Source organism: Pseudomonas sp. SDO524_S393 (assembly GCF_054071875.1).
This window is the reverse complement of sequence record NZ_JBSVVZ010000008.1, coordinates 85,605-109,992: the sequence shown is the minus strand read 5'-3', so window position 1 is coordinate 109,992 and position 24,388 is coordinate 85,605. Positions and strand designations below refer to the sequence as shown.

Below are 24,388 nucleotides of genomic sequence, written 5' to 3'. Positions count from 1 at the left end.
TTGAGAGAGGCGCGGTCGGGATGCGCGGCCCCATCAGAACAGAACCCCTGCCGGCCAGCGATAACACCAAGGTATCGCCCAATGACCACCGCGTGCGGCATGTGACACCTAAGTATGATGGGCGAACGCCGGCCCACAGGGCATCCTGCCCCCACGGCGCCTGTAGATAGAGAAGCGGAATGTCGAGTGAATTCGATCGCGTCGTCGATGCGCTGCCTGGCCTGGCGTTTACCACCCGGGAGGACGGCGGCGTCGACTGCGTCAACCAGGACTGGTGCGCCTACACAGGGCACAGCGCACAGCAGGCCGCCGATGCGGGCTGGCTGTCGGCCGTGCATCCGGAAGACCTGCCCGGCACGGTCAACGCCTGGAAAGACGCGGTGCGCAGTGGCCAGCCCTATCGCAAGGAGCTGCGCCTGCAACAAGCGGACGGCACTTACCGCTGGTTCGTCAGCGACGGCAAACCGATGCGTGATGACCAAGGCGCGATCCTGCGCTGGTGGGTGATCAGCGTGGACATCGACGAACAGAAGCGCGACAAGGCCCTGATCGCCCGTACGCTGGCCGAAGTCAGCGCCTCCCAGGACCGCCTGAACACCATCATCAACGCCATCCCCGGGTTTGTGTGGAGCGCCGCGCCCGATGGCAGCGTCAGTTTCGTCAACCAGCGCTGGTGCGATTTCACCGGCATGAGCCTGGACGAGGCGCGCGGAGACGGCTGGGCGCGCGCGGTGCACCCCGACGACGCCGAGCCCCTGGCCCAGCGCTGGGGTGCGTTGCTGCAAACCGGCGAAGCCGGAGAATACGAAACCCGGCTGCGCCGCTTCGACGGCGACTATCGCTGGTTTCTCGTGCGTGCGGTACCGCAGCGCGATGCCTGGGGCGCGGTGACATGCTGGTATGGCGAGAACACCGATATCGAAGACCGCAAGCGTGCCGAAATGCTCGCGGCCAGCAGCGCCATCGAGCATCGGTTATCGGAAGAAACCCTGAGCAAGGTGCGCTCGGAACTGGCGCACTTGGCGCGGGTGGCCAGCCTGAGCGCGGTGACCGCCTCGATTGCCCACGAAGTCAATCAGCCCCTGGCCGGCATCATCACCAATGCCAGCACCTGCCTGCGCATGCTGGGCGCCGACCCGCCGAATGTCAGCGGAGCCCTGGAAACCGCGCGGCGCACCATCCGCGATGGCAACCGTGCCGCCGATGTGATCAACCGGCTGCGCGCGTTGTTTTCGAAAAAAGACATCACCCTCGAAAACGTCGACCTGAACGAAGCCGTGCGGGAAGTCATCGCCATGCTGCTCAGCGAACTGCAGCGCAATGGCGTGACCCTGCACCCGGAACTTGCCGACCACCTGCCGCGGGTCAAGGCCGACCGCGTGCACGTGCAGCAAGTGATCCTCAACCTGATTCTGAATGCCACCGAGGCGATGAACACCATGACTGGCCGCGCGCGGCACCTGTACGTCACCACCGGCCTGGACGAACACCAGCACGTCTGCCTTGCCGTGAAGGACAACGGCTGCGGTTTCGACCCGCTGGACGCCGAGCGTCTGTTCACGGCGTTCTACACCACCAAGACCACCGGCATGGGCATTGGATTGTCCATCAGCCGCTCGATCATCGAGCAGCATGACGGGGCGCTGTGGGCCAGCCTCAATAACGGGGCTGGCGCCACGTTTCAATTCACCCTGCCCCCGGTGACCGATACCAGGGAGGGTATCTGATGGAAAAGCCATTGCTTGTCGCGGTCGTCGATGATGACGAGTCGGTACGCGAGTCCCTGCCGGACCTGCTCAATGAGTTCGGGTTTGCGGTCCAGGCGTTTTCTTCGGCGCGAGCCTTTCTGGCATCGCCCGACGTGGCCGACACCCGCTGCCTGATCCTCGATGTGGCGATGCCGGGCATGTCCGGCCCGGAACTGCACAAGACCCTCAAGCTGCACGGCCATGCCATCCCGGTGATTTTCATCACGGCCCAGGGCGATGCCGGCGAGCGGCAGAAACTGATGCGCCATGGCGCGGTGGACTGCCTGATGAAACCGTTCAGCGAAGCCCAGTTGCTCAAAGCGCTGAGCGCGGCGCTTCCGCTGGACTGAGCGGGCCCATTTGAAGGAGCTATCCTGATGCATTCGACCCACTTGATCGTCCCTGCACGCAGAGCCGCGCCCATGACCGAACCCCTGCCGATCGTATTCGTTGTCGACGATGATGTTTCCGTACGCGAATCCCTGGAGCTGCTGATACGGTTTTCGCAGTGGCAGCCTCAACTGTTCGAATCGGCCCAGGCCTTTCTCGGCCAGCCGCGCAGCGCCGTGCCCAGCTGCCTGGTGCTGGACATCAACCTGCCCGACCTCAACGGCCTGGATTTGCAGGCCGCCATCGCCCGGGAACGTCCCGACACACCGATCATCTTCATCACCGGCTACGGTGACATCCCGCTGACGGTGCGCGCGATGAAAGCCGGGGCCGTGGAGTTCCTGACCAAACCCTTCAATGACGACGTGCTGCTCGCCGCCATTGCCAACGCGCTGGAAAAAAGCCGTGCCTTGCTGGATCAGGAAGATCAACTGCGTACCCTGCGGGCCGCCTACGCAACCCTGACGCCACGGGAGCAGGAAGTGATGGCCAGGGTTGTCGCAGGGCAAATGAACAAGGTGATTGCCTGCGATCTGGCCATCAGCGAGATCACCGTCAAGGCCCATCGCGGAAAAGCGATGCGCAAAATGAAGGCCCGCTCATTGGCGGGCCTGGTCAAGATGGCGGCGTTGCTGGCAACGCCGCTGCATTGAGTCACTGCGAAGCCTTGGCCTCATTCAACAGCGTCTGGATCATCTGCTCCTGAGCCTCGTAGCGGCCTTCGCCAAAGTGGGTGTAACGCACTTGCCCCTTGGCATCGACCAGGTAATGGGCTGGCCAGTACTGGTTATCGAAGTTGCGCCAGATCGCATAGTTGTTGTCGATGGCCACCGGGTAAGTGATGCCCAGCTTGCGTACCTGGTCCTTGACGTTGCCGATGATGCGCTCATAGCCGTATTCCGGGGTATGCACGCCGATCACCACCAGGCCGTCCTTCTCGTACTTCTTCGCCCACTGCTTCACGTAGGGCAAGGTGTGCTGGCAATTGATGCAGTCGTAGGTCCAGAAGTCCACCAGCACCACTTTGCCCTTCAGGGATTCACGGGTGAGTTCCGGTGAGTTGAGCCATTCGACCGCGCCGGCCAGCGACGGCATGGCGCCCTTGGCGTTGTCCTGCGCCGGATCGGCCTTGACCTTGCTCACCACGTAATCCACTACTTTGGGGACGTTTTCCAGCACGCCTTTTTCCAGGCTGCTGACGCCTTCGGACGAGGTACCGGCCAGCAGGGTCTTGTCTGCGCCGGTGGAAATCACCACCGCCGCCGCGAGTACCGCCACCCCTGCCCCACGGCGCAACCAGCCGGTGACCGGAATCGACGCCTTGAGCCGGTTGACCAGGCCACGCCCGGCGAAGATCAAGGTGCCCAGGGACAACGCGCTGCCCAGGCCGTACGCCACCAGCAGCAGGCTGGTCTGCGCATTGGCGCCTTGCAGCATCGCGCCCGTGAGGATCACCCCCAGGATCGGCCCGGCGCACGGCGCCCAGAGCAAGCCGGTGGCGACGCCGATCAGCAACGATTTCAGTGGGCCGGACAGCGTGCGGCTGTCGGGGTCGATGCGGTTGCCCAACAGCACGAACGGGCGTGCCAGCCAGCTGCCGACCCGTGCCGAGATCAACGACAGCGCAAACAGCACCATCACGATCAGCGCCACATGGCGGCCGGTGTTATTGGCCTGTATCACCCATTCACTGCTGACCACCGCCAGGCTGGAGATCAGCGCAAAGGTGAGGACCATGCCACCGAGGGTCAGCAGGATCGAACTGCGGGTACGGTCGACGCCAGCGAACAAAAACGGCACCACCGGCAGGATGCAAGGGCTGAGGACGGTCAGGATGCCGCCCAGGAATGCGATGAGTAGCATGATGTTCACCTTATCGATCAGAAAGACGGCCTCAGGCCGTCTGGTTGTCCAGTGCTTGACCGAGCGGCGTGCGACGGCTGCCGTCCTCGACCAGCAAGTCTTGGCCAGCGGCCTGGTTGACCGGCGTCAGCTGGAAGCAGGTGCTGGCGGAGCAGCTGCTTTTTTCCACGGCGGCGTTGGCGTGCACGGCGGTGCCGGCAAGGGCGAAGGCGGTAGCGGTCAGAAAACGAGTCAGGTGGTTCATGGCGGTTTTTCCTGTATCAAAAAAGGGAGGATGGGTGAGGCACTCAGTTGTCGCCGACGCAGCCGTCGCCGAACTTGAGGTAATCGAGCACTTGGGTGTTGTCATGGGAGTCCAGGTAGGTCATCCGGGCATTCACCACACCGCAGACCGTCTTGGATTCCTGGCTCATCGACACCACGCGCTTGATGTCCAGGTGAGTGCCGTAGTTGTAGGTCTGTGGGGTGACGGCTTCGGCGCGGGCCGACAAGGTGCAGACGTTCAGGGCAGCGAACAGGCAGGCGGCGTAGATGGCTTTGGTGTTCATGGCGATGATCTCCGGGCTTCAGGGTTGGAGGCGGTGTGCCTCGTTGGAAGCCATTAAAAGCCCCGGAGGTATCGCGCCTGTGTCGAAAAAGCCCGTGGGTAAATCGGTACGTATCCACAGCCCCCGTCGATACACAGCGATACAAAAAGCCCGAGGGACAACCCGGATCCGCCAACCGTGGTTGTCCCTCGACGACGCTCTAGCAGGTCGCCTCGCAAAACCGGCGAATCGCTGCACAAGCCTCGCCCAGCGAGTCGTCATCCAGCGCATAGGCAATGCGCAGGTACGGCGCCAGGCCGAAGGCAGTGCCCGGCACCACCGCCACGTTGGCCTCTTCGAGCAAGGCCTGGGCCACGTCTTCGTCAGTGTGCAACAACGTGCCGGCAGGCGTGGTACGCCCGAGCAGGCCGGCGCAGGACGCGAAGGCATAGAAAGCGCCGGAGGGCGTCAAGCACGCAAGTCCCGGGGTGGCATTGAGCGTGGCTACCAGCCGGTCGCGGCGCTGTTCGAAAACGGCCCGCGACTGCTGGATAAAGTCCTGTGGGCCATTGAGCGCCGCCAGCGCCGCTTGCTGGGAAATCGCGCTGGCCCCCGAGGTCTGCTGACCCTGGAGTTTTTCCATGGCCGCCAGCAACCAGCGCGGCCCGGTGGTAAAACCGATGCGCCAGCCGGTCATGGCATAGGCCTTGGACACGCCGTTCATGGTCAGCACCCGCGACATCAGCCGGGGCTCGACCTGCGCCAGGGTGTGAAAGGCCTGGCCGTCGAACAGCAGGTGTTCGTAGATGTCGTCGGCCAGCACCAGCACGTGGGGATGGGCGAGCAGTACGTCCGCCAACCCGCGCAGTTCGTGCCGGCTGTACACCGCGCCGGTGGGGTTGGAGGGTGAGTTGAGGATCAGCCAACGGGTGTTGGGGGTGATCGCCCGGTCAAGGGCGGCCGGCGTCAGCTTGAAACTGTCCTCGGCGCCGCATGCCACGACCTTCGACGTACCGCCGCACAGCTCGACCATTTCCGGGTAGCTGACCCAATACGGCGCGGGCACGATGACTTCGTCCCCTTCGTTGAGGGTGGCGGCCAGGGCGTTGTAGATCACATGCTTGCCGCCATTGCTGACCATCGTGTCTTGCCAGGTCACCTCCAGGCCGTTCTCACGGCGGAACTTCTGCGCCACCGCTTCACGCAGGGCACGCACGCCGGCCACCTGGGTGTAGCGTGTGTGGCCGTTGCGGATCGCATCAATACCGGCCTGACGGATGTGCTCCGGGGTGTCGAAATCCGGCTCGCCGGCACACAGCGAGATGATCGTTGAGCCCTCGGCACGACGCTCGGCCACGCGGTCGATGATGCGGTAAGTCGCCGAAGGCCGGGCCTGGGCCAGACGTGTGTTCAGCCGTTGAATGTTCACGCGCCTTTCCTTTGCAGTGTGTGATAACCGAGGGTTTCGCGGGCTTGCTTGAGGGTCTTGCCTGCCTCGATCAGTGCGCGGATCTGCGCTTCGACGGCTTCGATCTGCCGGGCGACCCGAGCCACTTCGGCGGCGCGGCCGCGCGGCACCACCAGCACGCCATTGGCGTCGGCCACGACGATGTCCCGCGAGCACACGCGAACCTCGCTGATCGCCACTGGCTGGTTCACCGCCAGCACTTCCACACGGTCCTTGCCGGTGCGCATGTAGCGGCCCTTGGTGAACAACGGGTAGCCATCCCCCAGCGCCTTGCTGACATCGCGACAGACGCCGTCGATCACCGTGGCGGCAATGCCCCGCGCCCCGGCGTACTGGGTCATGATGTCGCCCCACACGGTGCAGTCGGTGCGGCCCGCGTTGGCGATCACCACCACATCCCCCGGCAGCACGTCCTCGATAAAGTCACCGACCGACCCCGGTGGCGTGTTGGCGGGCACGTATTGCACGGTAAACGCAGGCCCCACCACGGTGCCCCGGTAGTTATCCAGCGGCGCGATGCCCAGGCACTGGCCGGGGATGCCGAGCTTGTCCATGGCGTCGGAAACGCCGGGGGTGTCGAGCCCTTCGAACAGGGCGACGAGTTGCCGGTCTTCAAGGTTCATCGGGCAGGCTCCACGCGGATGGCATCGAATTGGCGGTCGTGCATCACCTCGGCCACCGAACGGCCGCTGCGTACGGCGTCGACCATGGCGGCTTCTCGCGCGGCGATGCGCTCGCCCAGGTCGAGCACCTGTTCGATCACGGCAGCAGGAATGAACACCGTGCCGCAGCGGTCGGCGATCACGTAGTCGTCTTGCGACACCTCGACGCCCGCCACGCTGATCGTGACGCCTGAGTCCACCTGCACCACGCGGTTGCGCGCGCTGACCATGGTCACGCCACGGCCATACACCGGGTAGCCGATGGCGGCGCTGCCGTCGATATCACGGCTGAACCCGTCGATCACCGAACCGCGGATGCCCTTGGCGACGGCGGCATTGGCGATGATATCGCCCCAGCAGGACACCCCGTCGATACCACCGGCGATCACCAGCACACGGTCATCCGTGGTGATGGCGTCGATCACCGGGGAAATCAGGTGCACGCCCGGGGCGGCATCGCTTTTGCGGGCAAGCTTGACCGTGCTGGCCCGGCCCACCACTTTGGGGCAATCCCACAGCGGGCGAATGCCCACGGCGGCACCGGGCAGTTGCAGGAAGTCCAGCGCATCGGACACCGTGTTGGTATCGAGTTCAGCCAGGCGCTGAAGCAGATTGGATAGTGGGAGGTTGGGAAGCGACATGACTTGAGCCCCTGTTGTGGTTGGGGCTCAAGTCTTACCGAGGGGGTGCGATAGGTATATTCGTATTAACGTTAGGCAACCATATGTTTGACCTATGACGCATCAGATGCGGAATTGACCCACCAGTTGCCCCAGCCGTTGGCCCAGGTCCGACAGGCTGCGGGAGGTCTGGGCGCCCAACTGGGTTTCATCCGCCACGCTGTCCACCGCGACGGCGATCTGGTGCACACTGCGGTTGATCTCTTCGGCCACGGCGGTCTGCTCCTCGGCGGCGCTGGCGATCTGCGCGTTCATCGAATTGATGGTGCCGATCAGTTGCGCCATGGTGTCCAGCGAGACCCCGGCTTCGTTGGCCCGGACCGAGGTACCGTCGCCGGCATCGCTGGAGCGGCGCATGGCGTCCACAGCGGCCTCGGTGCCTTTTTGCAGGCGGTCGATCATGCCCTGGATTTCCTGGGTGCTGCTTTGGGTCCGGCTGGCCAGGGCGCGAACTTCGTCGGCCACCACCGCGAACCCACGGCCCGCCTCCCCTGCCCGAGCCGCCTCGATGGCCGCGTTGAGCGCCAACAGGTTGGTCTGTTCGGCGATCGAGCGGATCACCCCCAGTACGCTGACAATCGACGAGACGTCCTGTTGCAGGCTATCGAGGGACACGCCGCTGCTGCGGATATCGTTCACCAGCGCATGGATCTGCGCGATGCTGCCGTCCACCACGCGCTTGGCGGCCTGGCCTTCGGTGTCGGTCTGTTGCGCGGCCACGGCGGCGCCCTGGGCGCTGCGCGCGACTTCATGGGCGGCGGAAGACATCTGGTTGATCGCGGTGGCCACCTGGTCGGTCTCGTGGCGCTGACGCTCCATGGCCTGTTCGGAACGCTGGGCCTGCTCGGACACCTGGCTGACCAGCCCGGTAAGCTGGGCGGTCATTTCGGTGATCTGGCGCACCAGGCCGTGGATCTTGTCGACAAAACGGTTGAACGCACCCGCCAGATCGCCCAGTTCGTCCTGACTGGTGATGGCCAGGCGGCGGGTCAGGTCGCCTTCGCCGGCGGCGATGTCATCGAGGTTGGCTTTCATCAGATTCAGCGGACGCAAAATGGTATTGGCCACCACCATGCCCACGGCGGCAATCACCAGCAGCACTACCACGGCCACACCGAGGATGCTCAGCAACACGCCTTCCATGCGCTTCTCGACCTTGGCCTCCACCACCGCCACCTGGGCTTCGATGCCATCGAGGTTCACCGAGGTACCAATCACCATGTCCCACTTGGGCAGGTATTCGGTGTACCCGAGCTTGGGCACCAGTTCGGTCTGGCCCGGCTGGGTCGAGCTGTATTGCAGGTAGTGGGTGCCGTCCTTGCCGACCTTGACCAGGTCGCGGTTGACGTACACGCCGTTGGGGTCGCGATTGTCCTTGAAGCTCTTGCCGACGCCGTCCGGGCTGTTGCCCTTGAACAGACGGATGGTCTCGGAGTCGTAGCCGAAGAAGTAGCCGTCCTTGCCGTAGCTGGTGTTCGACAACAGCTTGACCACCTGGGCCCGCGCCGCCGTGTCGCCAGGGGCGGCGGCGTCATACAGCGGCTTGATGGTACTCATGGCCACTTCCACATAACTTTGCAGGGTAGCCTTGGCGTCGTTGAGCAGACGCTGGCGGGTTTCCTCCACCTCGTTATGGGCTTGCTCGCGCAGGATCCACACCGTGGTCAGGCTGATCACCAGGGCAAACAGCAACACCGGCACAACGGCGAGGGACAGGACTTTGGCCTTCAGGCTCAGACGCATGGCTTTTCTCTCTTATTAGTTGCGGCATAAGAGGTTAACGGCCAATTGCAGGGTTTCTGTAGGGTTCAAACGACCTATGGCAAACGAGCCGGCTGTTCATTCTCGGGAAGCCTCGGTCTTCAGGGGTAATACTTTTCCACCAGGGCCAATGCAATCGCCTCGGTCTCGGCGTCGGGGATACCCGAGATATCCGCAGGCCGAAAATGCATCTGGAACGCCCGTATGACTTGCCGGGTTTCCTCGTCCAGCAGGCCGGTTTGGGGAATCGTGTAGCCATACGCGGCAAGCGCTCGTTGCACAACGTTCACTTCCACCGATCGGGATTCAGGACGTCCGGCCAGATGTTTGTGTACCGTCGCTGCGTCTGGCCATGCGCCGATACCTTGTTCGGAGAGAGCCTGCCAGGGAAACAGCGGCCCAGGGTCGGATTTACGCAGAGGGGCAATGTCACTGTGACCCACAACGTTTTGTGGCTCGATGGCGTAACGCTTGATCACATCCGCCGCGAGGCGCTTGACCAACTCCAACTGCGCGTCCGTATAGGGGAACCACACTGGTCCGGTCGGACCTTCAATAAAGCCAGCGTTGACAATTTCGATGCCGATGGAGGTGTCATTGAGATTGACACGATTTCCCCATTGACTGACGCCGGCATGCCAGGCCCGTTTCTCCTCCGGCACCAACTGTACGGCTACCGGTAGTTTGTGGTGTGTGGGTGGATGGCTGTAGGCGAGATAATGAGCGCTGGCGGTACCGTTGGTTAGCGCCGCAAGGGAGTTTTTGTCGTTGAAGACCGTGTAATGCAGCACTAAATAGCGAACCCGCTCGTTCTGGTTCGGGGAAGTGTGTGTGGTATCGATGGCGTAGCCGTTTTTTTCAATCAGGTTTTTCGACGCCGTGACGCAGCCTGTCATCAACAAAATGGCTAAGAAAAGAGCGGATTTTTTCATCGGAGTAGCTCAACGTCGGGTGAGAAGCGCCGAAATATAAAGGACATCAACCACCCAACTTTCTCCCCCTATTGAATGCAGGCCAGTTTCAGAAATTCCCTGCAAAAGCTCCAATTTCTTCCGACAAGGCGGCGGCACAAACCGTCATCGCCGAACGATCACGACGGACGTGCCGGGCAAGTCGGTTAAAAAATCATCGCCGCCAACCAGCCGAAGGCCAGCAGCGGGAGGTTGTAGTGCAGAAACGTCGGCACCACGGTGTCCCAGATGTGGTGGTGCTGGCCGTCGATATTCAGGCCCGAGGTGGGGCCGAGGGTGGAATCCGATGCGGGCGAACCGGCATCGCCCAGGGCACCGGCAGTGCCGACGATGCACACGATGGCCAGCGGACTGAAGCCCAGTTGCACACACAACGGCACGAAGATCGCCGCCAGGATCGGCACCGTGGAAAACGACGAACCGATGCCCATGGTCACCAGTAAGCCCACCAGCAGCATCAACAATGCGCCGATCCCACGGCTATGGCCGATGAAAGCCGCCGAGGCCTCCACCAGCGAACGCACGTCGCCGGTGGCCTTGAGCACTTCGGCAAAGCCCGACGAGGCGATCATGATGAAGCCGATCATCGCCATCATCTTCATGCCTTCAGTGAACAGGTCGTCGGTCTCGCGCCAGCGCACGATGCCTGACACCGAGAAGATCAGGAAGCCGGCCAGGGCACCGATGATCATCGAGTCCAGCCACAGCTGAATGATGAACGCCGAGGCAATCGCCAGACCGGCCACCAGCAGGGTCAGCGGGTTGTACTGCACCGCCACTTGTTCGACCCGCTCGATTTTCCCCAGGTCATACACGCGCTTCTTGCGATAACTGACAAACACCGCCACCAGCAGCCCCACCACCATGCCCAGTGCCGGCAGGCCCATGGCATGGGTGACGTTCACCTGGCTGACGTCCACGCCGCTCTTGGCCACGTTGGCCAGCAGGATCTGGTTGAGGAAGATATTGCCGAAACCCACCGGCAGGAACATGTAGGGCGTGATCAGGCCGAACGTCATCACACAGGCGATCAGGCGCCGATCCAGTTGCAGCTTGGTCAGCACATACAACAGCGGCGGCACCAGCAACGGGATGAACGCGATATGGATCGGCAGAATGTTCTGTGAGGCAATCGCCACGGCCCACAACAGGCCGATCAACAGCCATTTGACGTGGCCTCCCCCGGTGGCTTCCTGGCGATCCACCAGCAGCAGTGCCTTGTCGGCCAACGCGTGGGCCAGACCGGACTTGGCAATGGCCACCGCGAAAGCGCCGAGTAATGCGTAGGACAACGCCACAGTGGCGCCGCCGCCCAACCCACCATTGAAAGCCTTGAGCGTGGCCTCGATGCCCAGGCCACCGGTCAGGCCGCCCACCAGCGCGCCGACAATGATGGCGATGACCACATGCACGCGGGACAGGCTGAGTACCAGCATGGTGCCAACCGCGGCAATGACTGCGTTAATCATGGTTACCTCAAGCAAAAAACATAAAAGACAGGCACACCCGCGCCCGACGGCCAGGGCGTGGCAGCCAGCGTGCAGGCATGAAGGAGGTCTTGTTAGAGGGCGCGCACTTTGCAACAGGCACGGGCGCATGTCAAAAAACGGCGCCGTTTTCAGGTTTAAATTGAACGTTTGAATAAAGAAAGATCCAGTACGGCCGATACAGGGGCTCTCTGTGTTTTCAGGTTAAGGATGTTCCTCGATGTCCCTCAGACAGCTGTCCATTCAATGGAAAATCACCCTGCTCGCCGGCCTGTGCCTGCTGGGAATCGTGACCCTTTTGGTGGGGTTGTCGCTGTATCGCATGGATCACAGTTCGGAGCAGGTCAAGGCGTCCAGCATGTTGATGCTCGACGAAGCCGCCCAGGCGCGCATCGAGGCCCAGGGTGAAGTGCAGGCGTTGGGTATTCGTCGCCAGTTCATGGATGCCTACCAGTACGGTCACGGTTTTGCCCGGCAGGTGCTGTTCCTGCGCGAACAGGCAGAAAAACGCTTCCTCGACGCCTTCGACACGCGCGAAGACCTGACCCGTCAGGTAAAAGCCGCATTGCAGGCCAACCCCGACCTGCTGGGCTTGTCGCTGGTGTTCGAAGCCAATGCGCTGGACGGCAAGGATGAACTGTTCGCCCATCAGCCAGAGCTGGGCAGCAACGACAAGGGCCGCTTTGCCCTGTACTGGTCGCAACCGACGCCGGGCACACTCACATCGATGGCGCTGCCGGAAAGCGACATGGCCGACACCCGCATCGGCCCCAGCGGCGAACCGGCCAATGCCTGGTTCACCTGCCCACGCAGCACCCTCAAACCGTGCGTGATCGAACCGTATTTTTATGTGATCGACGGGCAGAACGTACTGATGACCAGCATCGTGTTTCCGCTCAAGGCCAACGGCAAAGTCATCGCATCGCTGTCGGTGGACATCAACCTCAATAGCCTGCAGGCCGTAAGCCAACAGGCCAGCCAGAAACTCTACGACGGCCAGACCCAGGTCAGCATCCTCAGCCCCACCGGTCTGCTCGCCGGCTACAGCGCGGATGCCGGCAAGCTCAGCCAGCGCCTGGACCAGGTCGACAGCGTCAGCGGCGCACAACTGATCAGTGCCCTGGCCGGCAGCACACAAATCCGCAGCCTGCGCACGGACCATCAGCTCAAGGTGCTGGCGCCTTTCACACCGATTCCCGAAGGCAAGGCCTGGGGTGTGTTGCTCGATGTACCCGAGCAGGTGCTGGTGGGCCCGGCCGAAGCGCTCAAGGCGCAGCTGGACGCCGACAATACCCGTGGTACGTTGCTCGAACTGAGCCTGGGGCTGCTGGCAGCCGTGGTCGGCCTGATCCTGGTGTGGTTGATGGCGCGCAGCGTGACCCGGCCGATCCTCGGCGTGGCGCGCATGCTCGAAGACATCGCCAGCGGCGAAGGCGACCTCACCCGCCGCCTGGCCTACGACAAGCGGGATGAACTGGGCCAGTTGGCCGGCTGGTTCAACCGTTTCCTCGACAAACTGCAACCGATCATCGCCCAGGTAAAACGCTCGGTGCAGGACGCCCGTGGCACGGCCGACCAGTCTGCCGCGATCGCCACTGAAACCAGCGCCGGCATGGAGCAGCAATACCGCCAGGTCGACCAAGTGGCCACGGCCTCCCATGAAATGAGCGCCACCGCCCAGGACGTGGCCCGCAGCGCGGCCCAGGCCGCCCAGGCGGCGCGGGATGCCGACCGGGCCACCCGGGATGGCTTGACCGTGATCGACCGCACCACCACCAACATCGGGCATCTGGCAGCCGACATGAGCACTGCCATGGCTCAGGTCGAAGGCCTGGCCGGCAACAGCGAGAAGATCGGTTCGGTGCTGGAAGTGATTCGCGGCATTGCCGAACAGACCAACCTGCTGGCCCTCAACGCCGCCATCGAAGCCGCTCGCGCCGGTGAGGCCGGACGCGGCTTCGCGGTGGTGGCCGACGAAGTGCGCAACCTGGCGCGGCGCACCCAGGAATCGGTGGAAGAAACCCGTCTGGTGATCGAGCAACTGCAAAGCGGCACCGAAGAGGTGGTCGACGCCATGGGCAACAGCTATCGCCAGGCCCAGGGCAGCGTCGAACAGGTCGGCCAGGCCGTGACCGCGCTGCGCCAGATCGGCGATGCCGTCACGGTGATCAGCGACATGAACCTGCAAATCGCCAGTGCCGCCGAAGAACAGAGCGCGGTGGCCGAAGAGATCAACAACAATGTGGCGACGATTCGCGATGTAACCGAATCACTGTCCGGGCAGGCAAACGAATCGGCGCGGGTGAGCCAGGCATTGAACAGCCTGGCCAATCAACAGCAAGGGTTGATGGACCAGTTCAGGGTTTGAAGGTTGAAATGCAACCCCTGTGGAAACGGGCCTGCTCCGGGTGGGGCGGCCGGTTGAGGAAGATGGACTCGTTGTGGTGAGCAGGACGAGCTTGCTCACCACAAAAGGAATGTTCCCGACATACGAAGGGCTTCTAACGCTTGGGCAATTCGATCAACACCTTGAGGCCGCCCAGTTCACTTTCCTGCAACTGCAACACGCCGCCCCACACCTCGACGATATCGCGCACGATGCCCAACCCCAGGCCGTGCCCGTCGATCTGTTCGTCCAGGCGCGTCCCCCGGCTGAATACCTGGTCGCGCTGGGCCTCTGGAATGCCGGGGCCGTCGTCATCCACCGCCAGCAGGTAACTGTTTGACGTCTCGCTGACCGTCACACGCACCTCGGCGTCGGCCCACTTGCAGGCGTTGTCCAGCAGGTTGCCCAGCAGCTCCAGAAGATCCTCGCGGTCCCATGGCAATTGCAGGCCGGGGGCGACCTGGTGACTCAGGTCCAGATGCTCGCCGTGGATCATGTTGAGGGTGGCCAACAGGCCGGGCAGTTCCTTTTCACAGTCGAACAGCGCACCTGGCAGGGTTTCACCGGCCAGGCGAGCACGGTTGAGCTCTCGGTTGAGACGTTGTTGCACCTGCTCGAGCTGAGCACGCAACAGTTTGCTCAACTCGGGATGATCCTTGAGTGCGTCGCTGGAGGCCGCACTCAACAGCACCGCCAGCGGCGTCTTGAGGGCATGCCCGAGGTTGCCGAGGGCATTGCGCGAACGCTTGAGGCTGTCTTCGGTATGGGCCAGCAGGTGGTTGATCTGGGCCACCAACGGTTCCAGTTCCTGCGGTACCTGGGTGTCGAGCTGCGAGCGCTGACCCTGTTGCAACTGGGCAATCTGATTGCGCGCGGTCTCCAGCGGGCGCAACGCGCGGCGCACCGTGACCCGTTGCAGAATCAGCACCAGCAACAGCGCCGCCAGGCCGAGCACCAGGCCGATCTGGCGCATCAGGTGAAAACTTTCCCGCACCGGGGTGTAGTCCTGGGCCACGCTAATGGAAATCGAGCGACCGAATCGTTTGTAGTCCGCGCGCAACACCAGCAGTTGCTGGCCCTCCGGCCCCAACTGCAGGTTGCCCTTGATCCCGGCCTCGGGAAGCTGCGGCAGCTCTTGGTCCCACAGGGAACGGGAGCGCCAGTGGGTATCGGTAAAGTCGATTCGGAAATAGTGCCCCGAGAACGGTCGCTGGTAGGCCGGGGATAAACGTTGCTCGTCCAGCTGCATGCCATTGGGCCCGCGGACCATGGCCACCAGCAGGTTCTCGGCGTCATTGCGCAGCCCGGCTTCCAGGTAGCGCTGCAACCCGGCCTCGAACAACCAGAGGCTGGTTTGCGCCAGCACCACGCCGACGATCACCATCACACTGACCAGCCCCAGGCTCAGGCGCCGCTGAATCGACTTCATGGGGCGGCGGCACCAAACCGATAACCCTGGCCACGCCGGGTCTCGATCACGCTGCGGCCCAATTTGCGGCGCAGGTGGTTGACGTGAACCTCCAGCACATTGGAATCGCGTTCGGTCTCGCCGTCATACAAGTGTTCGGCCAAGTGGCTTTTCGACAGGATTTGCTCAGGGTGCAGCATGAAATAGCGCAACAGCCGAAACTCGGCGGCGGTCAGCTGGATCTCGTCGCCTTCGCGCAACACGCACTGGCGTCCCTCATCCAGGTGCAACCCAGCGGCCTGCAGGGTGGGTTGATTGGCCTGGCCGTGGGAGCGGCGCAACAACGCCTGGACCCGCAGGTGCAGCTCTTCGGGATGAAAGGGTTTGCTCAGGTAATCATCGGCGCCGGCCTTGAGCCCTTCGATGCGCTCGGCCCAAGAGTCGCGCGCGGTCAGAATCAGCACCGGGATGGCCAGGGCGGCAGCGCGCCATTGCGCGAGCACCTCAAGGCCGGGCAACCCGGGCAAACCGAGGTCGAGGATGATCAGGTCATAGGGCTCGCTGCGCCCCTGATACACCGCATCGCGCCCATCGGCCAGCCAGTCGACGGCATAGCCCTGGCGTTGCAGACCGGCCAGCAGTTCATCGGCAAGCGGTACGTTGTCTTCCACCAGCAGCAGGCGCATCAGTCTTCCTCGTCTTTGATCAGCGCACCGGTGGCCGCATCCAGCTTGATCTCGCGCACCACGCCTTCAACGGTCACCAGCTCCACTTCATAGGCGTACTGGCCATGTTTTTTCTCAAGCTCGGCTTCCAGCAAGCGCGACCCGGGATAACGGGCCATCGCCTGCTGCAACAGCTGCTCCAGCGGCAGGATCACACCCTGCTGGCGCAGTGTCAGCGCTTCATCCTGGTTGAGGTCGCGGGCCGCCAGGCTGGTACAGAACGCCAGCAGTACCCACGCCACCCGACTACCGGCGCGTAAATTTACTTTCATTACGATTCCTGATGATTCTTGAGAACCTGCCCGGTGAGCGCGTCCAATTCGACGTCCCACTCGATGCCGTTGGTATCCTCCAATTCGACTTCGTAGACGTACTTGCCATAGGCTTCGTCCAGGTCGGTGTCCAACAGGGTCGAACCGGGGTGCAGGGCCAGGGCCGTGGCTTCCAGCTGATCGAAGGCGACAATTGTAACAGTGGCGGGCGCATCCAGTGGTTTATCTGGATCCATGGCCATGGCCGGGCTCGCCGTGAAAGCCATGATAGCGGCGGTGACCAGCGCTGTAAGGCGCTTCATGATGAGTCTCCATTTCCGAATGTTTTTCCTACGCCCGCCACGGTACTTGTCGCAACTTAACTGAAACTGAATTGCCACCATGGCAATTCCAGCCAGGGCGTTTCCCCACACTTCGCTGGATTTTCTATACTGCCCCGCTTGCTAGAACAGAGACCGGTATGACAGCCATTCACATCAAGTTTCCCGCCCTGACCCTCAAGGCCGGCAAACGCGCATTCACACGGATTCGTGACCAAGGCCTGGCGCCAGCGGATGTCGGCATCCTTCCCGGTGCGGCGGGCGGCCCAAAAGCGCTGGGCATCCAGGGCCTGGACCTGGCGCTGTTCGGCGACTGGTTGCCGCGTGCCCCGCGCGAACGTGCGCTGATCGGCGCGTCCATCGGCTCCTGGCGCTTCGCCAGTGCCTGCCTGCCCGACCCGGTGCAGGGCCTGCTGGACCTTGGCCGCCTGTACAACGAGCAAAGCTTTGCCAAGGGCGTGACCATGGCCGAAGTCAGCCAGAGCTGCCAGCGCATGCTCGATGACCTGCTGGCGGGCCGCGACGCGCGCATCCTCGACAATGCCAGCTATCGCCTGAACATCATGGTGGTCAAGAGCCATGGCCGACTCGCCGATGATCATCGCGGGCGACTGGGCCTGGGCCTGTCGTCAGTAATTGCCGACAACCTGCGTGGCCGCGCGCGCCTGTCGCGGCACTTCGAGCGTCTGATCATCCATGACCCGCGCCAGGCGCCACCGGTGCATCCGTTGACGGATTTTCCGTCGCGCTTCCTCGCGCTGGAACTGGGCAATCTGCGCCAGGCGTTGCTGGCTTCGGGCTCGATTCCCATGGTGATGCAGGGCGTGCGCGACCTGCCGGGTGCTGGTGAGGGCACCTACCGTGATGGCGGCTTGCTGGACTACCACCTCGACCTGCCCTACCACGGCGATGACATTGTGCTGTACCCGCACTTCACCGATCGGGTCATCCCCGGCTGGTTCGACAAGGGGCTACCGTGGCGGCGCAGCAATCAACAGGGTTTGCAGGATGTGCTGCTACTGGCGCCATCCCGGGACTACCTGGCCCGCCTGCCCCATGGCAAATTGCCGGACCGCAGTGATTTCAAGCGGTTCATGGGTGACGACCCAAGCCGCAACAAATACTGGCAAACCGCAATGAGCGAGAGTCGACGGTTGGGGGATGAGTTCCTGGAACTGGCGGATAACGGCACATTGGGCGAACGTTTGCAGGCGCTTTGATGCAAGGCGACAGAGAGACGGTATGCGCGGTGAGGGATCATGCTGTTAAACTCGCCGCCTGCCAGATACCAACCGAGCTGAAAACACTGTGGAAATCTTCAAGGAATTTACATTCGAATCCGCCCACCGCCTGCCCCACGTACCGGAAGGCCACAAATGCGGGCGCCTGCACGGGCATTCGTTCAAGGTGGCGATCCACCTGAGCGGCGAGCTGGATCCCCATACCGGCTGGATTCGCGATTTCTCGGAGATCAAGGCGATTTTCAAGCCACTCTACGAACGCCTCGACCACAACTATCTCAATGACATTCCGGGCCTGGAAAATCCCACCAGCGAAGTGCTGGCCAAGTGGATCTGGACTGAACTCAAACCCCTGCTGCCGGAGCTCAGCGCGATTCGCATCCACGAGACCTGCACCAGCGGTTGCATCTATCGCGGGGAGTAAGCCCGCGCCAGGAAAAAACCACCCGAGCGGTGGTTTTTTTGTGCCTGGCTCCCTTACAGTCTTGGCTTCTTGCCCACAAGGAGCACGACGCCATGATGCGCCCCGCTACCCCTCAGGATGTTGCCGCCATCGAAGCCATCGTCCAGGCGGCCTACTCGCCCTACATCGAGCGGATGGGCCGTCAACCCGGGCCAATGCTGGAAGATTACCGCCAGTTGGTACAAGCCGGTGGCGTACATGTACTGGAACAGGCCGGGCAGGTTCAGGGCTTTATCGTTCTGCTGGATGCCGACGGCGCGTTGTTGCTGGATAACCTGGCCGTTGCCCCCCACGCCCAGGGCCTGGGCTATGGACGCCTGCTGATGGACTTCGCCGAACGACAGGCGACTGACGCTGGCCTGACCGCCCTTCGCCTGTACACCCATGAAACCATGACCGAAAACATCACCCTGTACAGCCGCCGCGGTTATGTCGAAACCCACCGGGCCGAAGAACATGGCTTGCGTCGCGTGTACATGACCAAACGACTCAAGGAGTAGCCCATGGAAAGTACCTGGCTGGCCCAGGCCAAGCGCTTGCAGGCCCTGGCTTCCACCGGCCTGCACTTCTGCACCGATGACTTCGAGCGTGAACGCCTGGAAGAAATTGCCGAGATCGCCCACCGCATGCTCGCGCAACTGGGCAATGTGCCGCTGGAGCGCATCACCGGCCTGGTGCCGGACTTTGCCCAACGTTACTCGACACCCATGATCGATGTGCGTGGCGCAGTGATCGAGGGCGACCGGATCCTGCTGGTACGAGAGCTGACCGATGGCTGCTGGGCGCTGCCTGGTGGTTATGCGGATATCGGCTTGTCGGCAGCGGAAAACATCGTCAAGGAGATACGCGAGGAAGCCGGGTTGACCGTCACCGCACGAGCGCTGTACAGCGTCACCCACAAGGCCAAGGGCTTGTACCGACCGGATGTGCGGGACTTCTATAAGCTATATTTCCTGTGCGAACGGGTGGACCAACTGGCACCGGTGGCCGGGTTCGAAACCACCGAGGTCGGTTTTTTCAGCCTGGACAACCTGCCGCCGCTATCCCGCGGGCGCACCATCGAAAGCGATCTGGAAGCGGCCTTCGCGTTCCATCGCGGCGAAACCACCCACACCGTGTTCGACTGATTCAGTGTCCAGGACATCGCGACTGCTGATGGCCTGGCGACTGTCTGCCGGATTGTCTTGAGCCAAGAGGAGCTTGCCCATGCACATCATCAACGCCCGCCTGCGCAACCGTGAAGGGCTGCATGATCTGCACCTGGAACATGGCCGGATCGCCAGCATCACGCCACAGAACACGAAGCCCGTATTATCAGCGGATGACCTGGATGCCGGTGGCAACCTGGTGATACCGCCCTTCGTCGAGCCCCACATTCACCTCGATGCCACCCTGACTGCTGGTGAGCCACGCTGGAACATGAGCGGCACCTTGTTCGAAGGCATCGAATGCTGGGGAGAACGCAAAGCCACGATTACCCGTGAGGACACCCAGGCCCGTGCCACAAAAACCATCCAGGCCCTCGCTGCCCACGGTATTCAGCATGTGCGCACCCACGTCGACGTCACCGATCCGGACCTTACCGCGCTCAAGGCTATGTTGGAGGTACGCGAGACCACCGCGCACCTGATCGACCTGCAAATCGTCGCCTTCCCCCAAGAGGGCATCGAGTCTTACCGCAATGGCCGCGAACTGATGGAAGAAGCCATCCGCCTCGGCGCTGATGTGGTCGGCGGTATTCCCCACTTCGAGTACACCCGTGATCAGGGGGTCAGCTCGGTGAAGTTCCTGATGGACCTGGCCGAGCGCACCGGCTGCCTGGTGGACGTGCATTGCGACGAAACCGATGACCCGCACTCGCGCTTCCTCGAAGTACTGGCCGAAGAAGCCCGCAGCCGTGGCATGGGTGCCCGCGTCACCGCCAGTCACACCACCGCCATGGGCTCCTACGACAACGCCTACTGCGCCAAACTGTTTCGTCTGTTGGGGCATTCGGGGATCAGTTTCGTCTCCTGCCCTACCGAAAGCATTCACCTGCAAGGCCGCTTCGATTCCTTCCCGAAACGCCGTGGCGTGACTCGCGTCAATGAACTGCTGGAAGCCGGCATGAACGTGTGTTTCGGCCAGGACTCCATCGTCGATCCCTGGTACCCCCTGGGTAACGGCAATATTCTGCGGGTGCTGGAAGCCGGTCTGCACATCTGCCATATGCTGGGCTATCGCAACCTGCAACGCGCACTCGACCTGGTGACCGACAACAGCGCCAAGGCCATGGCCCTGGGGGACCGTTATGGCCTGGAGCCCGGACGACCAGCCAACCTGCTGATCCTGTCGGCAGACAGCGATTACGAGGTCATTCGCAGCCAGGGTTTGCCGCTGTACTCGATTCGCAATGGCAAAGTGCTGATGAAACGACAACCGGCCCAAGTGGAGTTCGTGTAAGCGCCCGGGTTCAGACGATGGCGTCGATGTCCAGCGGTTGCGCCCTCCTGCGTTCGACGTTTGTGGCGGGAGGAATGCTGGCGACCTGAGGTCGTTCATGGTTTTCAGGGTGATCGAACCAGCGTTTGAGGCTCGCTTGCAGGTTTTGGGATTCGGCCTGGTCGCCATACACATCCCGTGCTTCGAGGTGGCGCCAACGCAGGCTTTCCAGCCGTTGGCGACTGGTGTGCAAACGGTCGATTTCCGCGTTCAGGGCTTCATTGGGTTCATAGCTGCGATCATTCGCCGGTCGACGGCGGGCCAGCTCCAGGCGTTTGTCGCGCAGCTGTCGACGCATGGTCTCCAAAGCATGGTCAATCAGCGCAAACTCCCTCTGGGTGATCAACGGACCGTTACTGTCCACGGTTTGCTGCCAACGGCGAAGCGTCGCCCAGGCCGCCGGGATATAACTGGCGGTCATGAAGTGATGGTTGGCCTGGAACAGCTGTTTCAGCAGATTGTCACGGTCGGGCATATCGCCGTGGAGCTGCTGGGCGCGGTTGCAGGCCGCCTCCTGAATGGACTCGCACCCGGGTTTCCACAGCACCGATGATTGCGTACCGTCCGCCAACGTGATCGGCATGAAATGCTGCTGCTCACCATGGTGCTGATAGGGGTTGCCTCCCACACGCACCAGACCGGCAGCGAACAACAACCCACCGGGTGCCGGAGCGCTGAACAGCGCTACCGCGCCGGGCACCCAGAGTTTGGCGGTGGTGTTCATCCAGGTCGCGGGAACGCTGGGCACCGGGTCGTTGTGGTTGACGATGCGGTGGTGCACCAGAGCGGAAGCGCCAGTTACGAACTCAGAGTCGGCGGCGCGGGGGGCGCCGTAGGTGTAGAGGAGAATGTTGTAGCGAGCGACCTTGGTTCGGCGCAAGCCTTCGGCCAGCAGTAAAGCGATCGCGCCGCCGAGGCTGTGGCCGCATATCACAACGCGCTGACCGGTGTGAAACTGACCGAGGTACCTCAGGACAAAACTGTGCATAGCACGGTAGGCCTGATAAAAACCCTCGTGCGCCTTACCCACTCCCTCGGCGAAAACCACCTGATGGGCGTTGGCGTCCCGCACGGCATCGGCACCACTGAGTGTGCCGCGCACGGCAATCAGGATCACCTCGTCGTGATGAGTAATGAACGCCTGCGTGTCGGTGCCAAACTGTTCGTCATCAAAAAAGTGCAAGCCTGCCGGATGCTCCTGATCCTTGCCCAGTCCCGGACGGTTGCGTGAATACAGCTCGGGGTCAAAGGGCAGGATCTCGAATCGCCGCGAGTAAGGAACCTCTTCGTAAACGGGATAGAAACGTTGCGTCTGCTGCGGATCGACACGCCACGCATCGTGGTATCCCGCGAGCTGTGCAGCGAACAGGTTTCCGACGGTGGGCTCCAGCGGAAAACGGACTTCATCCTGGGGTTGGATGGGTGGTTGCTGGCCAAAATCGCAGTAGCTCAGTGTCGCGAACAATGCCAACTGATACAGGTTCAAGGCACAGAAACGGTCTTCGGTGGACAACATCGGACGCAGGGCCCGCAGAGGCCGCACCTCCAACACGGAATGCTTGTTGGGAAACAGCACCACCCCCGACAGGGTCGGCTCTGGCGGGCCGAAGCCCAGTTCCGCCATCATCTTCAAGGCGTGGCGTTGCGGCGGATGCAGTCGCGCGGCCATCGGTGGCAAATGCGCGACATGGCGGACAAGGTCGCGCACTTCGACTTGATAGAAGTGGTCGGCTTTCTGTTGCGCAGGATTGTCTTCCCGGTATGAACCATCGTTCGCGGCAAATCGGGTACGTTCAGCGCGGACCTGGAGTTCGGTGATCGGCAGGGGGTAGTTGGAGCGTTTGATCAGAAGACTGTAGGGCTGTTCCTCACCGGTGTACGACTCATCAAACAGGAGAACCACCGGGCCGCAGTAAATATCCGGCAGCCTGGCGAATCCCTCCCCATTCAACCGGCCCTTGTATTGCCGGCCGGCGCTGTCACGGGCGGTGTACGGCAGGCCACCATATGCCGCGCCCATACCCTGCTCATCGACCAGGCAAAAGCTTACCCACTGTCCTCGCAATGCACAGGCCGGCTTGGTATCACTGAAAAAAGATTGCTTCCGTGCGTCCAGTTTCATGGTTCTCTCCTGGTTTACTTGCAAGTCGGATAGACATCGCAGGTGCGGCCATCCGGCATTGTTACGGGTTTGAAATGGGTGGTGTCGCCATAGCAGAACGCATAAAGATCTTCAAAACTCTTGCCTCTGCAACGCCTCCATCCACCCGGAACAGCAACCCAGCTATCAGCAAACGCCGGTTGCTCCTCTTCACTCAACGCCAACTCCACCCTAAGCGTTTTCGCCGCAAGCTGACTTCGTTGTACGGAACCACCCACCCGTTTTTTTTGAGTTTGATCCATTGCCTCCATAGGGTCGCACTCCAAGATTTTGATGATTCCGTGCTGTGGTCCCACCGTTCGGAATAACCAGCGACATTGCCCAAAAAGCTTCTGAACACCCGTGTCTGGCATTCCTGGAAGGTCTGCATCAAATCCATCCAGGAAAGAAATCCCTGATAAATCCCCGCCAACATCCGAGAATTGCGTCCCCCACTTCGCATAAATATCAAACTGCACACTACGCAACACCGTTGGGCAACCCTCGATCGTTTCACTCAACGGCAACTGATAACTCAACCGGCTAGCAATCGGTTTGTAGTCGGTAAAAAACAACTTGCGCTCGGGCCTCTTGCCACGACGGCGCGGCAACGTACAGTCGGTACCCGTTGCGGGCAAGTAGTTGGCCGCAGTCTTGAGCTTAAAGTTCGGCGGTAAATCTATCTCCAGGGTAAAGCGATCCACCGACTTGCCCGCACACCCCGAAAGCCCGGCCATCACCAGGGCAATACACACAAAAAACCAACACCTACTCATCCTGTTTCCTCATCAAATGCCACTGCTCCATAAGCCGTTCAAAGTGCTGCTCTGGCGTTTCGCCCACCCCCGCTTGCCACACCATCACGCTGTCGCGAACAACTTCTTCCAGACGTCCTACCACCAGAAACGCCAACTGCTCCGGCCTCCGCCATTGTCAGGCCCGTGCCTGCTCCAGCACCTGGGTCAGCCAGGTATTCGCATCGTGGTATCCCGCAAGCTGTGCAGCGAACAGGTTTCCAACGGTGGGCTCCAACGGAAAACGGACTTCATCCTGAGGTTGGGTGGGCGGCTGCTGGCCGAAGTCGCAGTAGCTCAGTGTCGCGAACAATGCCAACTGATACAGGTTCAAGGCACAGAAACGGTCTTCGGTGGACAGCATCGGACGCAGGACCCGCAAGGGCCGCATTTCCAACACGGAATGCTTGTTGGGAAACAGCACCATACCCGACAAGGTCGGCTCGGGCGGGCCGAAGCCCAGCTCCGCCATCTTCTTCAAGGCGTGGCGTTGCGGTGGATGCGGTCGCGCGACCATCGGTGGCAAGTGGGCGACATGGCGGACCAGGTCGCGCATCACTGAAAAAAGATTGCTTCCGTGCGTCCAGTTTCATGGTTCTCT

General features: G+C 62.0%; 24 protein-coding genes and 1 pseudogene. 9 read left to right on the top strand and 16 right to left on the bottom strand.

The annotated features are described in order from the left end of the window. Positions 1 to 179 precede the first annotated feature (179 nt). From ACW9IB_RS06100 to ACW9IB_RS06090, 3 genes are read left to right on the top strand one after another with little or no spacing between them, the layout of a single operon-like run. Positions 180 to 1,727, top strand: a complete 1,548-nt coding sequence (locus tag ACW9IB_RS06100) for a PAS domain-containing sensor histidine kinase (RefSeq protein ID WP_457412751.1) — start codon at positions 180 to 182, stop codon at positions 1,725 to 1,727. Further along, complete coding sequence (locus ACW9IB_RS06095; RefSeq protein WP_457365675.1) at positions 1,727 to 2,098, top strand: response regulator transcription factor; 372 nt, start codon at positions 1,727 to 1,729, stop codon at positions 2,096 to 2,098. Before ACW9IB_RS06100 ends, ACW9IB_RS06095 begins: the two co-directional genes overlap by 1 nt. A 27-nt stretch (positions 2,099 to 2,125) precedes the next feature. Continuing rightward, positions 2,126 to 2,791, top strand: a complete 666-nt coding sequence (locus ACW9IB_RS06090) for a response regulator transcription factor (protein WP_457365674.1) — start codon at positions 2,126 to 2,128, stop codon at positions 2,789 to 2,791. A gap of 1 nt (position 2,792) precedes the next feature. Here ACW9IB_RS06090 and ACW9IB_RS06085 read toward each other — a convergent pair whose 3' ends face one another. The 9 genes from ACW9IB_RS06085 to ACW9IB_RS06045 form a co-directional block, all read right to left on the bottom strand. Next, positions 2,793 to 4,001: a cytochrome c biogenesis protein DipZ gene (locus tag ACW9IB_RS06085; protein WP_457365673.1), complete on the bottom strand. Its 1,209-nt coding sequence runs from the start codon at positions 3,999 to 4,001 to the stop codon at positions 2,793 to 2,795. Positions 4,002 to 4,032: 31 nt separating this feature from the next. Further along, on the bottom strand, positions 4,033 to 4,245 hold the full coding sequence (locus tag ACW9IB_RS06080; RefSeq protein WP_457365672.1) for a hypothetical protein: 213 nt from the start codon (positions 4,243 to 4,245) through the stop codon (positions 4,033 to 4,035). Between the two features lie 43 nt (positions 4,246 to 4,288). After that, a complete protein-coding gene (locus ACW9IB_RS06075; protein WP_457365671.1) occupies positions 4,289 to 4,549 on the bottom strand; it encodes a DUF2790 domain-containing protein in 261 nt (86 codons plus the stop codon). A gap of 199 nt (positions 4,550 to 4,748) precedes the next feature. Continuing rightward, positions 4,749 to 5,957 (bottom strand): pyridoxal phosphate-dependent aminotransferase, encoded by a 1,209-nt coding sequence (locus ACW9IB_RS06070; protein ID WP_457412749.1) that lies wholly within the window; start codon positions 5,955 to 5,957, stop codon positions 4,749 to 4,751. Next, positions 5,954 to 6,619: an RraA family protein gene (locus tag ACW9IB_RS06065; RefSeq protein WP_457412748.1), complete on the bottom strand. Its 666-nt coding sequence runs from the start codon at positions 6,617 to 6,619 to the stop codon at positions 5,954 to 5,956. Before ACW9IB_RS06065 ends, ACW9IB_RS06070 begins: the two co-directional genes overlap by 4 nt. Continuing rightward, positions 6,616 to 7,299, bottom strand: coding sequence for an RraA family protein (locus ACW9IB_RS06060; RefSeq protein ID WP_457412747.1), 684 nt, complete (start codon positions 7,297 to 7,299; stop codon positions 6,616 to 6,618). Before ACW9IB_RS06060 ends, ACW9IB_RS06065 begins: the two co-directional genes overlap by 4 nt. Positions 7,300 to 7,401: 102 nt before the next feature. Next, the gene (locus ACW9IB_RS06055; RefSeq protein ID WP_457365667.1) at positions 7,402 to 9,081 is read right to left on the bottom strand and encodes a methyl-accepting chemotaxis protein; all 1,680 of its coding nucleotides are present in this window, start codon (positions 9,079 to 9,081) and stop codon (positions 7,402 to 7,404) included. Positions 9,082 to 9,200: 119 nt separating this feature from the next. Beyond that, complete coding sequence (locus tag ACW9IB_RS06050; RefSeq protein ID WP_457412746.1) at positions 9,201 to 10,031, bottom strand: N-acetylmuramoyl-L-alanine amidase; 831 nt, start codon at positions 10,029 to 10,031, stop codon at positions 9,201 to 9,203. A 185-nt stretch (positions 10,032 to 10,216) separates the two neighbouring features. Continuing rightward, a complete protein-coding gene (locus ACW9IB_RS06045) occupies positions 10,217 to 11,536 on the bottom strand; it encodes a Na+/H+ antiporter family protein (RefSeq protein ID WP_457365724.1) in 1,320 nt (439 codons plus the stop codon). A 241-nt stretch (positions 11,537 to 11,777) separates the two neighbouring features. Here ACW9IB_RS06045 and ACW9IB_RS06040 point away from each other — a divergent pair, with 241 nt between their 5' ends. Beyond that, positions 11,778 to 13,925 carry a methyl-accepting chemotaxis protein gene (locus ACW9IB_RS06040; RefSeq protein ID WP_457412745.1) on the top strand — a complete coding sequence of 716 codons (2,148 nt, stop codon included), beginning with the start codon at positions 11,778 to 11,780 and terminating at the stop codon, positions 13,923 to 13,925. 133 nt (positions 13,926 to 14,058) lie between these two features. On the opposite strand, the gene ACW9IB_RS06035 is transcribed toward ACW9IB_RS06040, so the two are convergent. From ACW9IB_RS06035 to ACW9IB_RS06020, 4 genes are read right to left on the bottom strand one after another with little or no spacing between them, the layout of a single operon-like run. Next, positions 14,059 to 15,372, bottom strand: a complete 1,314-nt coding sequence (locus tag ACW9IB_RS06035; RefSeq protein WP_457365665.1) for a sensor histidine kinase — start codon at positions 15,370 to 15,372, stop codon at positions 14,059 to 14,061. Then, positions 15,369 to 16,037 carry a response regulator transcription factor gene (locus ACW9IB_RS06030; RefSeq protein WP_457365664.1) on the bottom strand — a complete coding sequence of 223 codons (669 nt, stop codon included), beginning with the start codon at positions 16,035 to 16,037 and terminating at the stop codon, positions 15,369 to 15,371. The genes ACW9IB_RS06035 and ACW9IB_RS06030 overlap by 4 nt, the downstream gene beginning before the upstream one ends. Further along, positions 16,037 to 16,348 carry a PepSY domain-containing protein gene (locus ACW9IB_RS06025; protein ID WP_457365663.1) on the bottom strand — a complete coding sequence of 104 codons (312 nt, stop codon included), beginning with the start codon at positions 16,346 to 16,348 and terminating at the stop codon, positions 16,037 to 16,039. Before ACW9IB_RS06025 ends, ACW9IB_RS06030 begins: the two co-directional genes overlap by 1 nt. Next, positions 16,348 to 16,650 (bottom strand): PepSY domain-containing protein, encoded by a 303-nt coding sequence (locus tag ACW9IB_RS06020; RefSeq protein WP_457365662.1) that lies wholly within the window; start codon positions 16,648 to 16,650, stop codon positions 16,348 to 16,350. The genes ACW9IB_RS06025 and ACW9IB_RS06020 overlap by 1 nt, the downstream gene beginning before the upstream one ends. A 158-nt stretch (positions 16,651 to 16,808) precedes the next feature. Between ACW9IB_RS06020 and ACW9IB_RS06015 the strand changes: the two genes are divergently transcribed. The 5 genes from ACW9IB_RS06015 (at position 16,809) to codA (ending at position 20,814) form a co-directional block, all read left to right on the top strand. Beyond that, a complete protein-coding gene (locus ACW9IB_RS06015; RefSeq protein WP_457365661.1) occupies positions 16,809 to 17,888 on the top strand; it encodes a patatin-like phospholipase family protein in 1,080 nt (359 codons plus the stop codon). Positions 17,889 to 17,976: 88 nt separating this feature from the next. Further along, complete coding sequence (gene queD / locus ACW9IB_RS06010) at positions 17,977 to 18,333, top strand: 6-carboxytetrahydropterin synthase QueD (protein WP_457365660.1); 357 nt, start codon at positions 17,977 to 17,979, stop codon at positions 18,331 to 18,333. A 92-nt stretch (positions 18,334 to 18,425) separates the two neighbouring features. Beyond that, a complete protein-coding gene (locus ACW9IB_RS06005; protein ID WP_457365659.1) occupies positions 18,426 to 18,872 on the top strand; it encodes a GNAT family N-acetyltransferase in 447 nt (148 codons plus the stop codon). 3 nt (positions 18,873 to 18,875) lie between these two features. Then, positions 18,876 to 19,499, top strand: a complete 624-nt coding sequence (locus ACW9IB_RS06000) for an NUDIX hydrolase (protein ID WP_457365658.1) — start codon at positions 18,876 to 18,878, stop codon at positions 19,497 to 19,499. A 79-nt stretch (positions 19,500 to 19,578) separates the two neighbouring features. Continuing rightward, a complete protein-coding gene (gene codA, locus ACW9IB_RS05995) occupies positions 19,579 to 20,814 on the top strand; it encodes a cytosine deaminase (RefSeq protein WP_457412744.1) in 1,236 nt (411 codons plus the stop codon). A gap of 10 nt (positions 20,815 to 20,824) precedes the next feature. On the opposite strand, the gene ACW9IB_RS05990 is transcribed toward codA, so the two are convergent. The 3 genes and pseudogenes from ACW9IB_RS05990 to ACW9IB_RS05980 form a co-directional block, all read right to left on the bottom strand. Beyond that, the gene (locus ACW9IB_RS05990; protein WP_457412743.1) at positions 20,825 to 22,975 is read right to left on the bottom strand and encodes a lipase family protein; all 2,151 of its coding nucleotides are present in this window, start codon (positions 22,973 to 22,975) and stop codon (positions 20,825 to 20,827) included. Positions 22,976 to 22,989: 14 nt separating this feature from the next. Further along, positions 22,990 to 23,769, bottom strand: a complete 780-nt coding sequence (locus ACW9IB_RS05985) for a hypothetical protein (RefSeq protein ID WP_457412742.1) — start codon at positions 23,767 to 23,769, stop codon at positions 22,990 to 22,992. A 199-nt stretch (positions 23,770 to 23,968) separates the two neighbouring features. Further along, a pseudogene (locus tag ACW9IB_RS05980) lies at positions 23,969 to 24,343 on the bottom strand (lipase family protein); the annotation flags it as partial. Positions 24,344 to 24,388 lie beyond the last annotated feature (45 nt).

Coding starts and splice junctions, on each gene's coding strand:
- ACW9IB_RS06100 (WP_457412751.1), top strand. CDS start 180: ATGTCGAGTGAATTCGATCGCGTCGTCGATGCGCTGCCTGGCCTGGCG.
- ACW9IB_RS06095 (WP_457365675.1), top strand. CDS start 1,727: ATGGAAAAGCCATTGCTTGTCGCGGTCGTCGATGATGACGAGTCGGTA.
- ACW9IB_RS06090 (WP_457365674.1), top strand. CDS start 2,126: ATGCATTCGACCCACTTGATCGTCCCTGCACGCAGAGCCGCGCCCATG.
- ACW9IB_RS06085 (WP_457365673.1), bottom strand. CDS start 4,001: ATGCTACTCATCGCATTCCTGGGCGGCATCCTGACCGTCCTCAGCCCT.
- ACW9IB_RS06080 (WP_457365672.1), bottom strand. CDS start 4,245: ATGAACCACCTGACTCGTTTTCTGACCGCTACCGCCTTCGCCCTTGCC.
- ACW9IB_RS06075 (WP_457365671.1), bottom strand. CDS start 4,549: ATGAACACCAAAGCCATCTACGCCGCCTGCCTGTTCGCTGCCCTGAAC.
- ACW9IB_RS06065 (WP_457412748.1), bottom strand. CDS start 6,619: ATGAACCTTGAAGACCGGCAACTCGTCGCCCTGTTCGAAGGGCTCGAC.
- ACW9IB_RS06060 (WP_457412747.1), bottom strand. CDS start 7,299: ATGTCGCTTCCCAACCTCCCACTATCCAATCTGCTTCAGCGCCTGGCT.
- ACW9IB_RS06055 (WP_457365667.1), bottom strand. CDS start 9,081: ATGCGTCTGAGCCTGAAGGCCAAAGTCCTGTCCCTCGCCGTTGTGCCG.
- ACW9IB_RS06050 (WP_457412746.1), bottom strand. CDS start 10,031: ATGAAAAAATCCGCTCTTTTCTTAGCCATTTTGTTGATGACAGGCTGC.
- ACW9IB_RS06040 (WP_457412745.1), top strand. CDS start 11,778: ATGTCCCTCAGACAGCTGTCCATTCAATGGAAAATCACCCTGCTCGCC.
- ACW9IB_RS06035 (WP_457365665.1), bottom strand. CDS start 15,372: ATGAAGTCGATTCAGCGGCGCCTGAGCCTGGGGCTGGTCAGTGTGATG.
- ACW9IB_RS06030 (WP_457365664.1), bottom strand. CDS start 16,037: ATGCGCCTGCTGCTGGTGGAAGACAACGTACCGCTTGCCGATGAACTG.
- ACW9IB_RS06025 (WP_457365663.1), bottom strand. CDS start 16,348: ATGAAAGTAAATTTACGCGCCGGTAGTCGGGTGGCGTGGGTACTGCTG.
- ACW9IB_RS06020 (WP_457365662.1), bottom strand. CDS start 16,650: ATGAAGCGCCTTACAGCGCTGGTCACCGCCGCTATCATGGCTTTCACG.
- ACW9IB_RS06015 (WP_457365661.1), top strand. CDS start 16,809: ATGACAGCCATTCACATCAAGTTTCCCGCCCTGACCCTCAAGGCCGGC.
- ACW9IB_RS06005 (WP_457365659.1), top strand. CDS start 18,426: ATGATGCGCCCCGCTACCCCTCAGGATGTTGCCGCCATCGAAGCCATC.
- ACW9IB_RS06000 (WP_457365658.1), top strand. CDS start 18,876: ATGGAAAGTACCTGGCTGGCCCAGGCCAAGCGCTTGCAGGCCCTGGCT.
- codA (WP_457412744.1), top strand. CDS start 19,579: ATGCACATCATCAACGCCCGCCTGCGCAACCGTGAAGGGCTGCATGAT.
- ACW9IB_RS05990 (WP_457412743.1), bottom strand. CDS start 22,975: ATGAAACTGGACGCACGGAAGCAATCTTTTTTCAGTGATACCAAGCCG.
- ACW9IB_RS05985 (WP_457412742.1), bottom strand. CDS start 23,769: ATGAGTAGGTGTTGGTTTTTTGTGTGTATTGCCCTGGTGATGGCCGGG.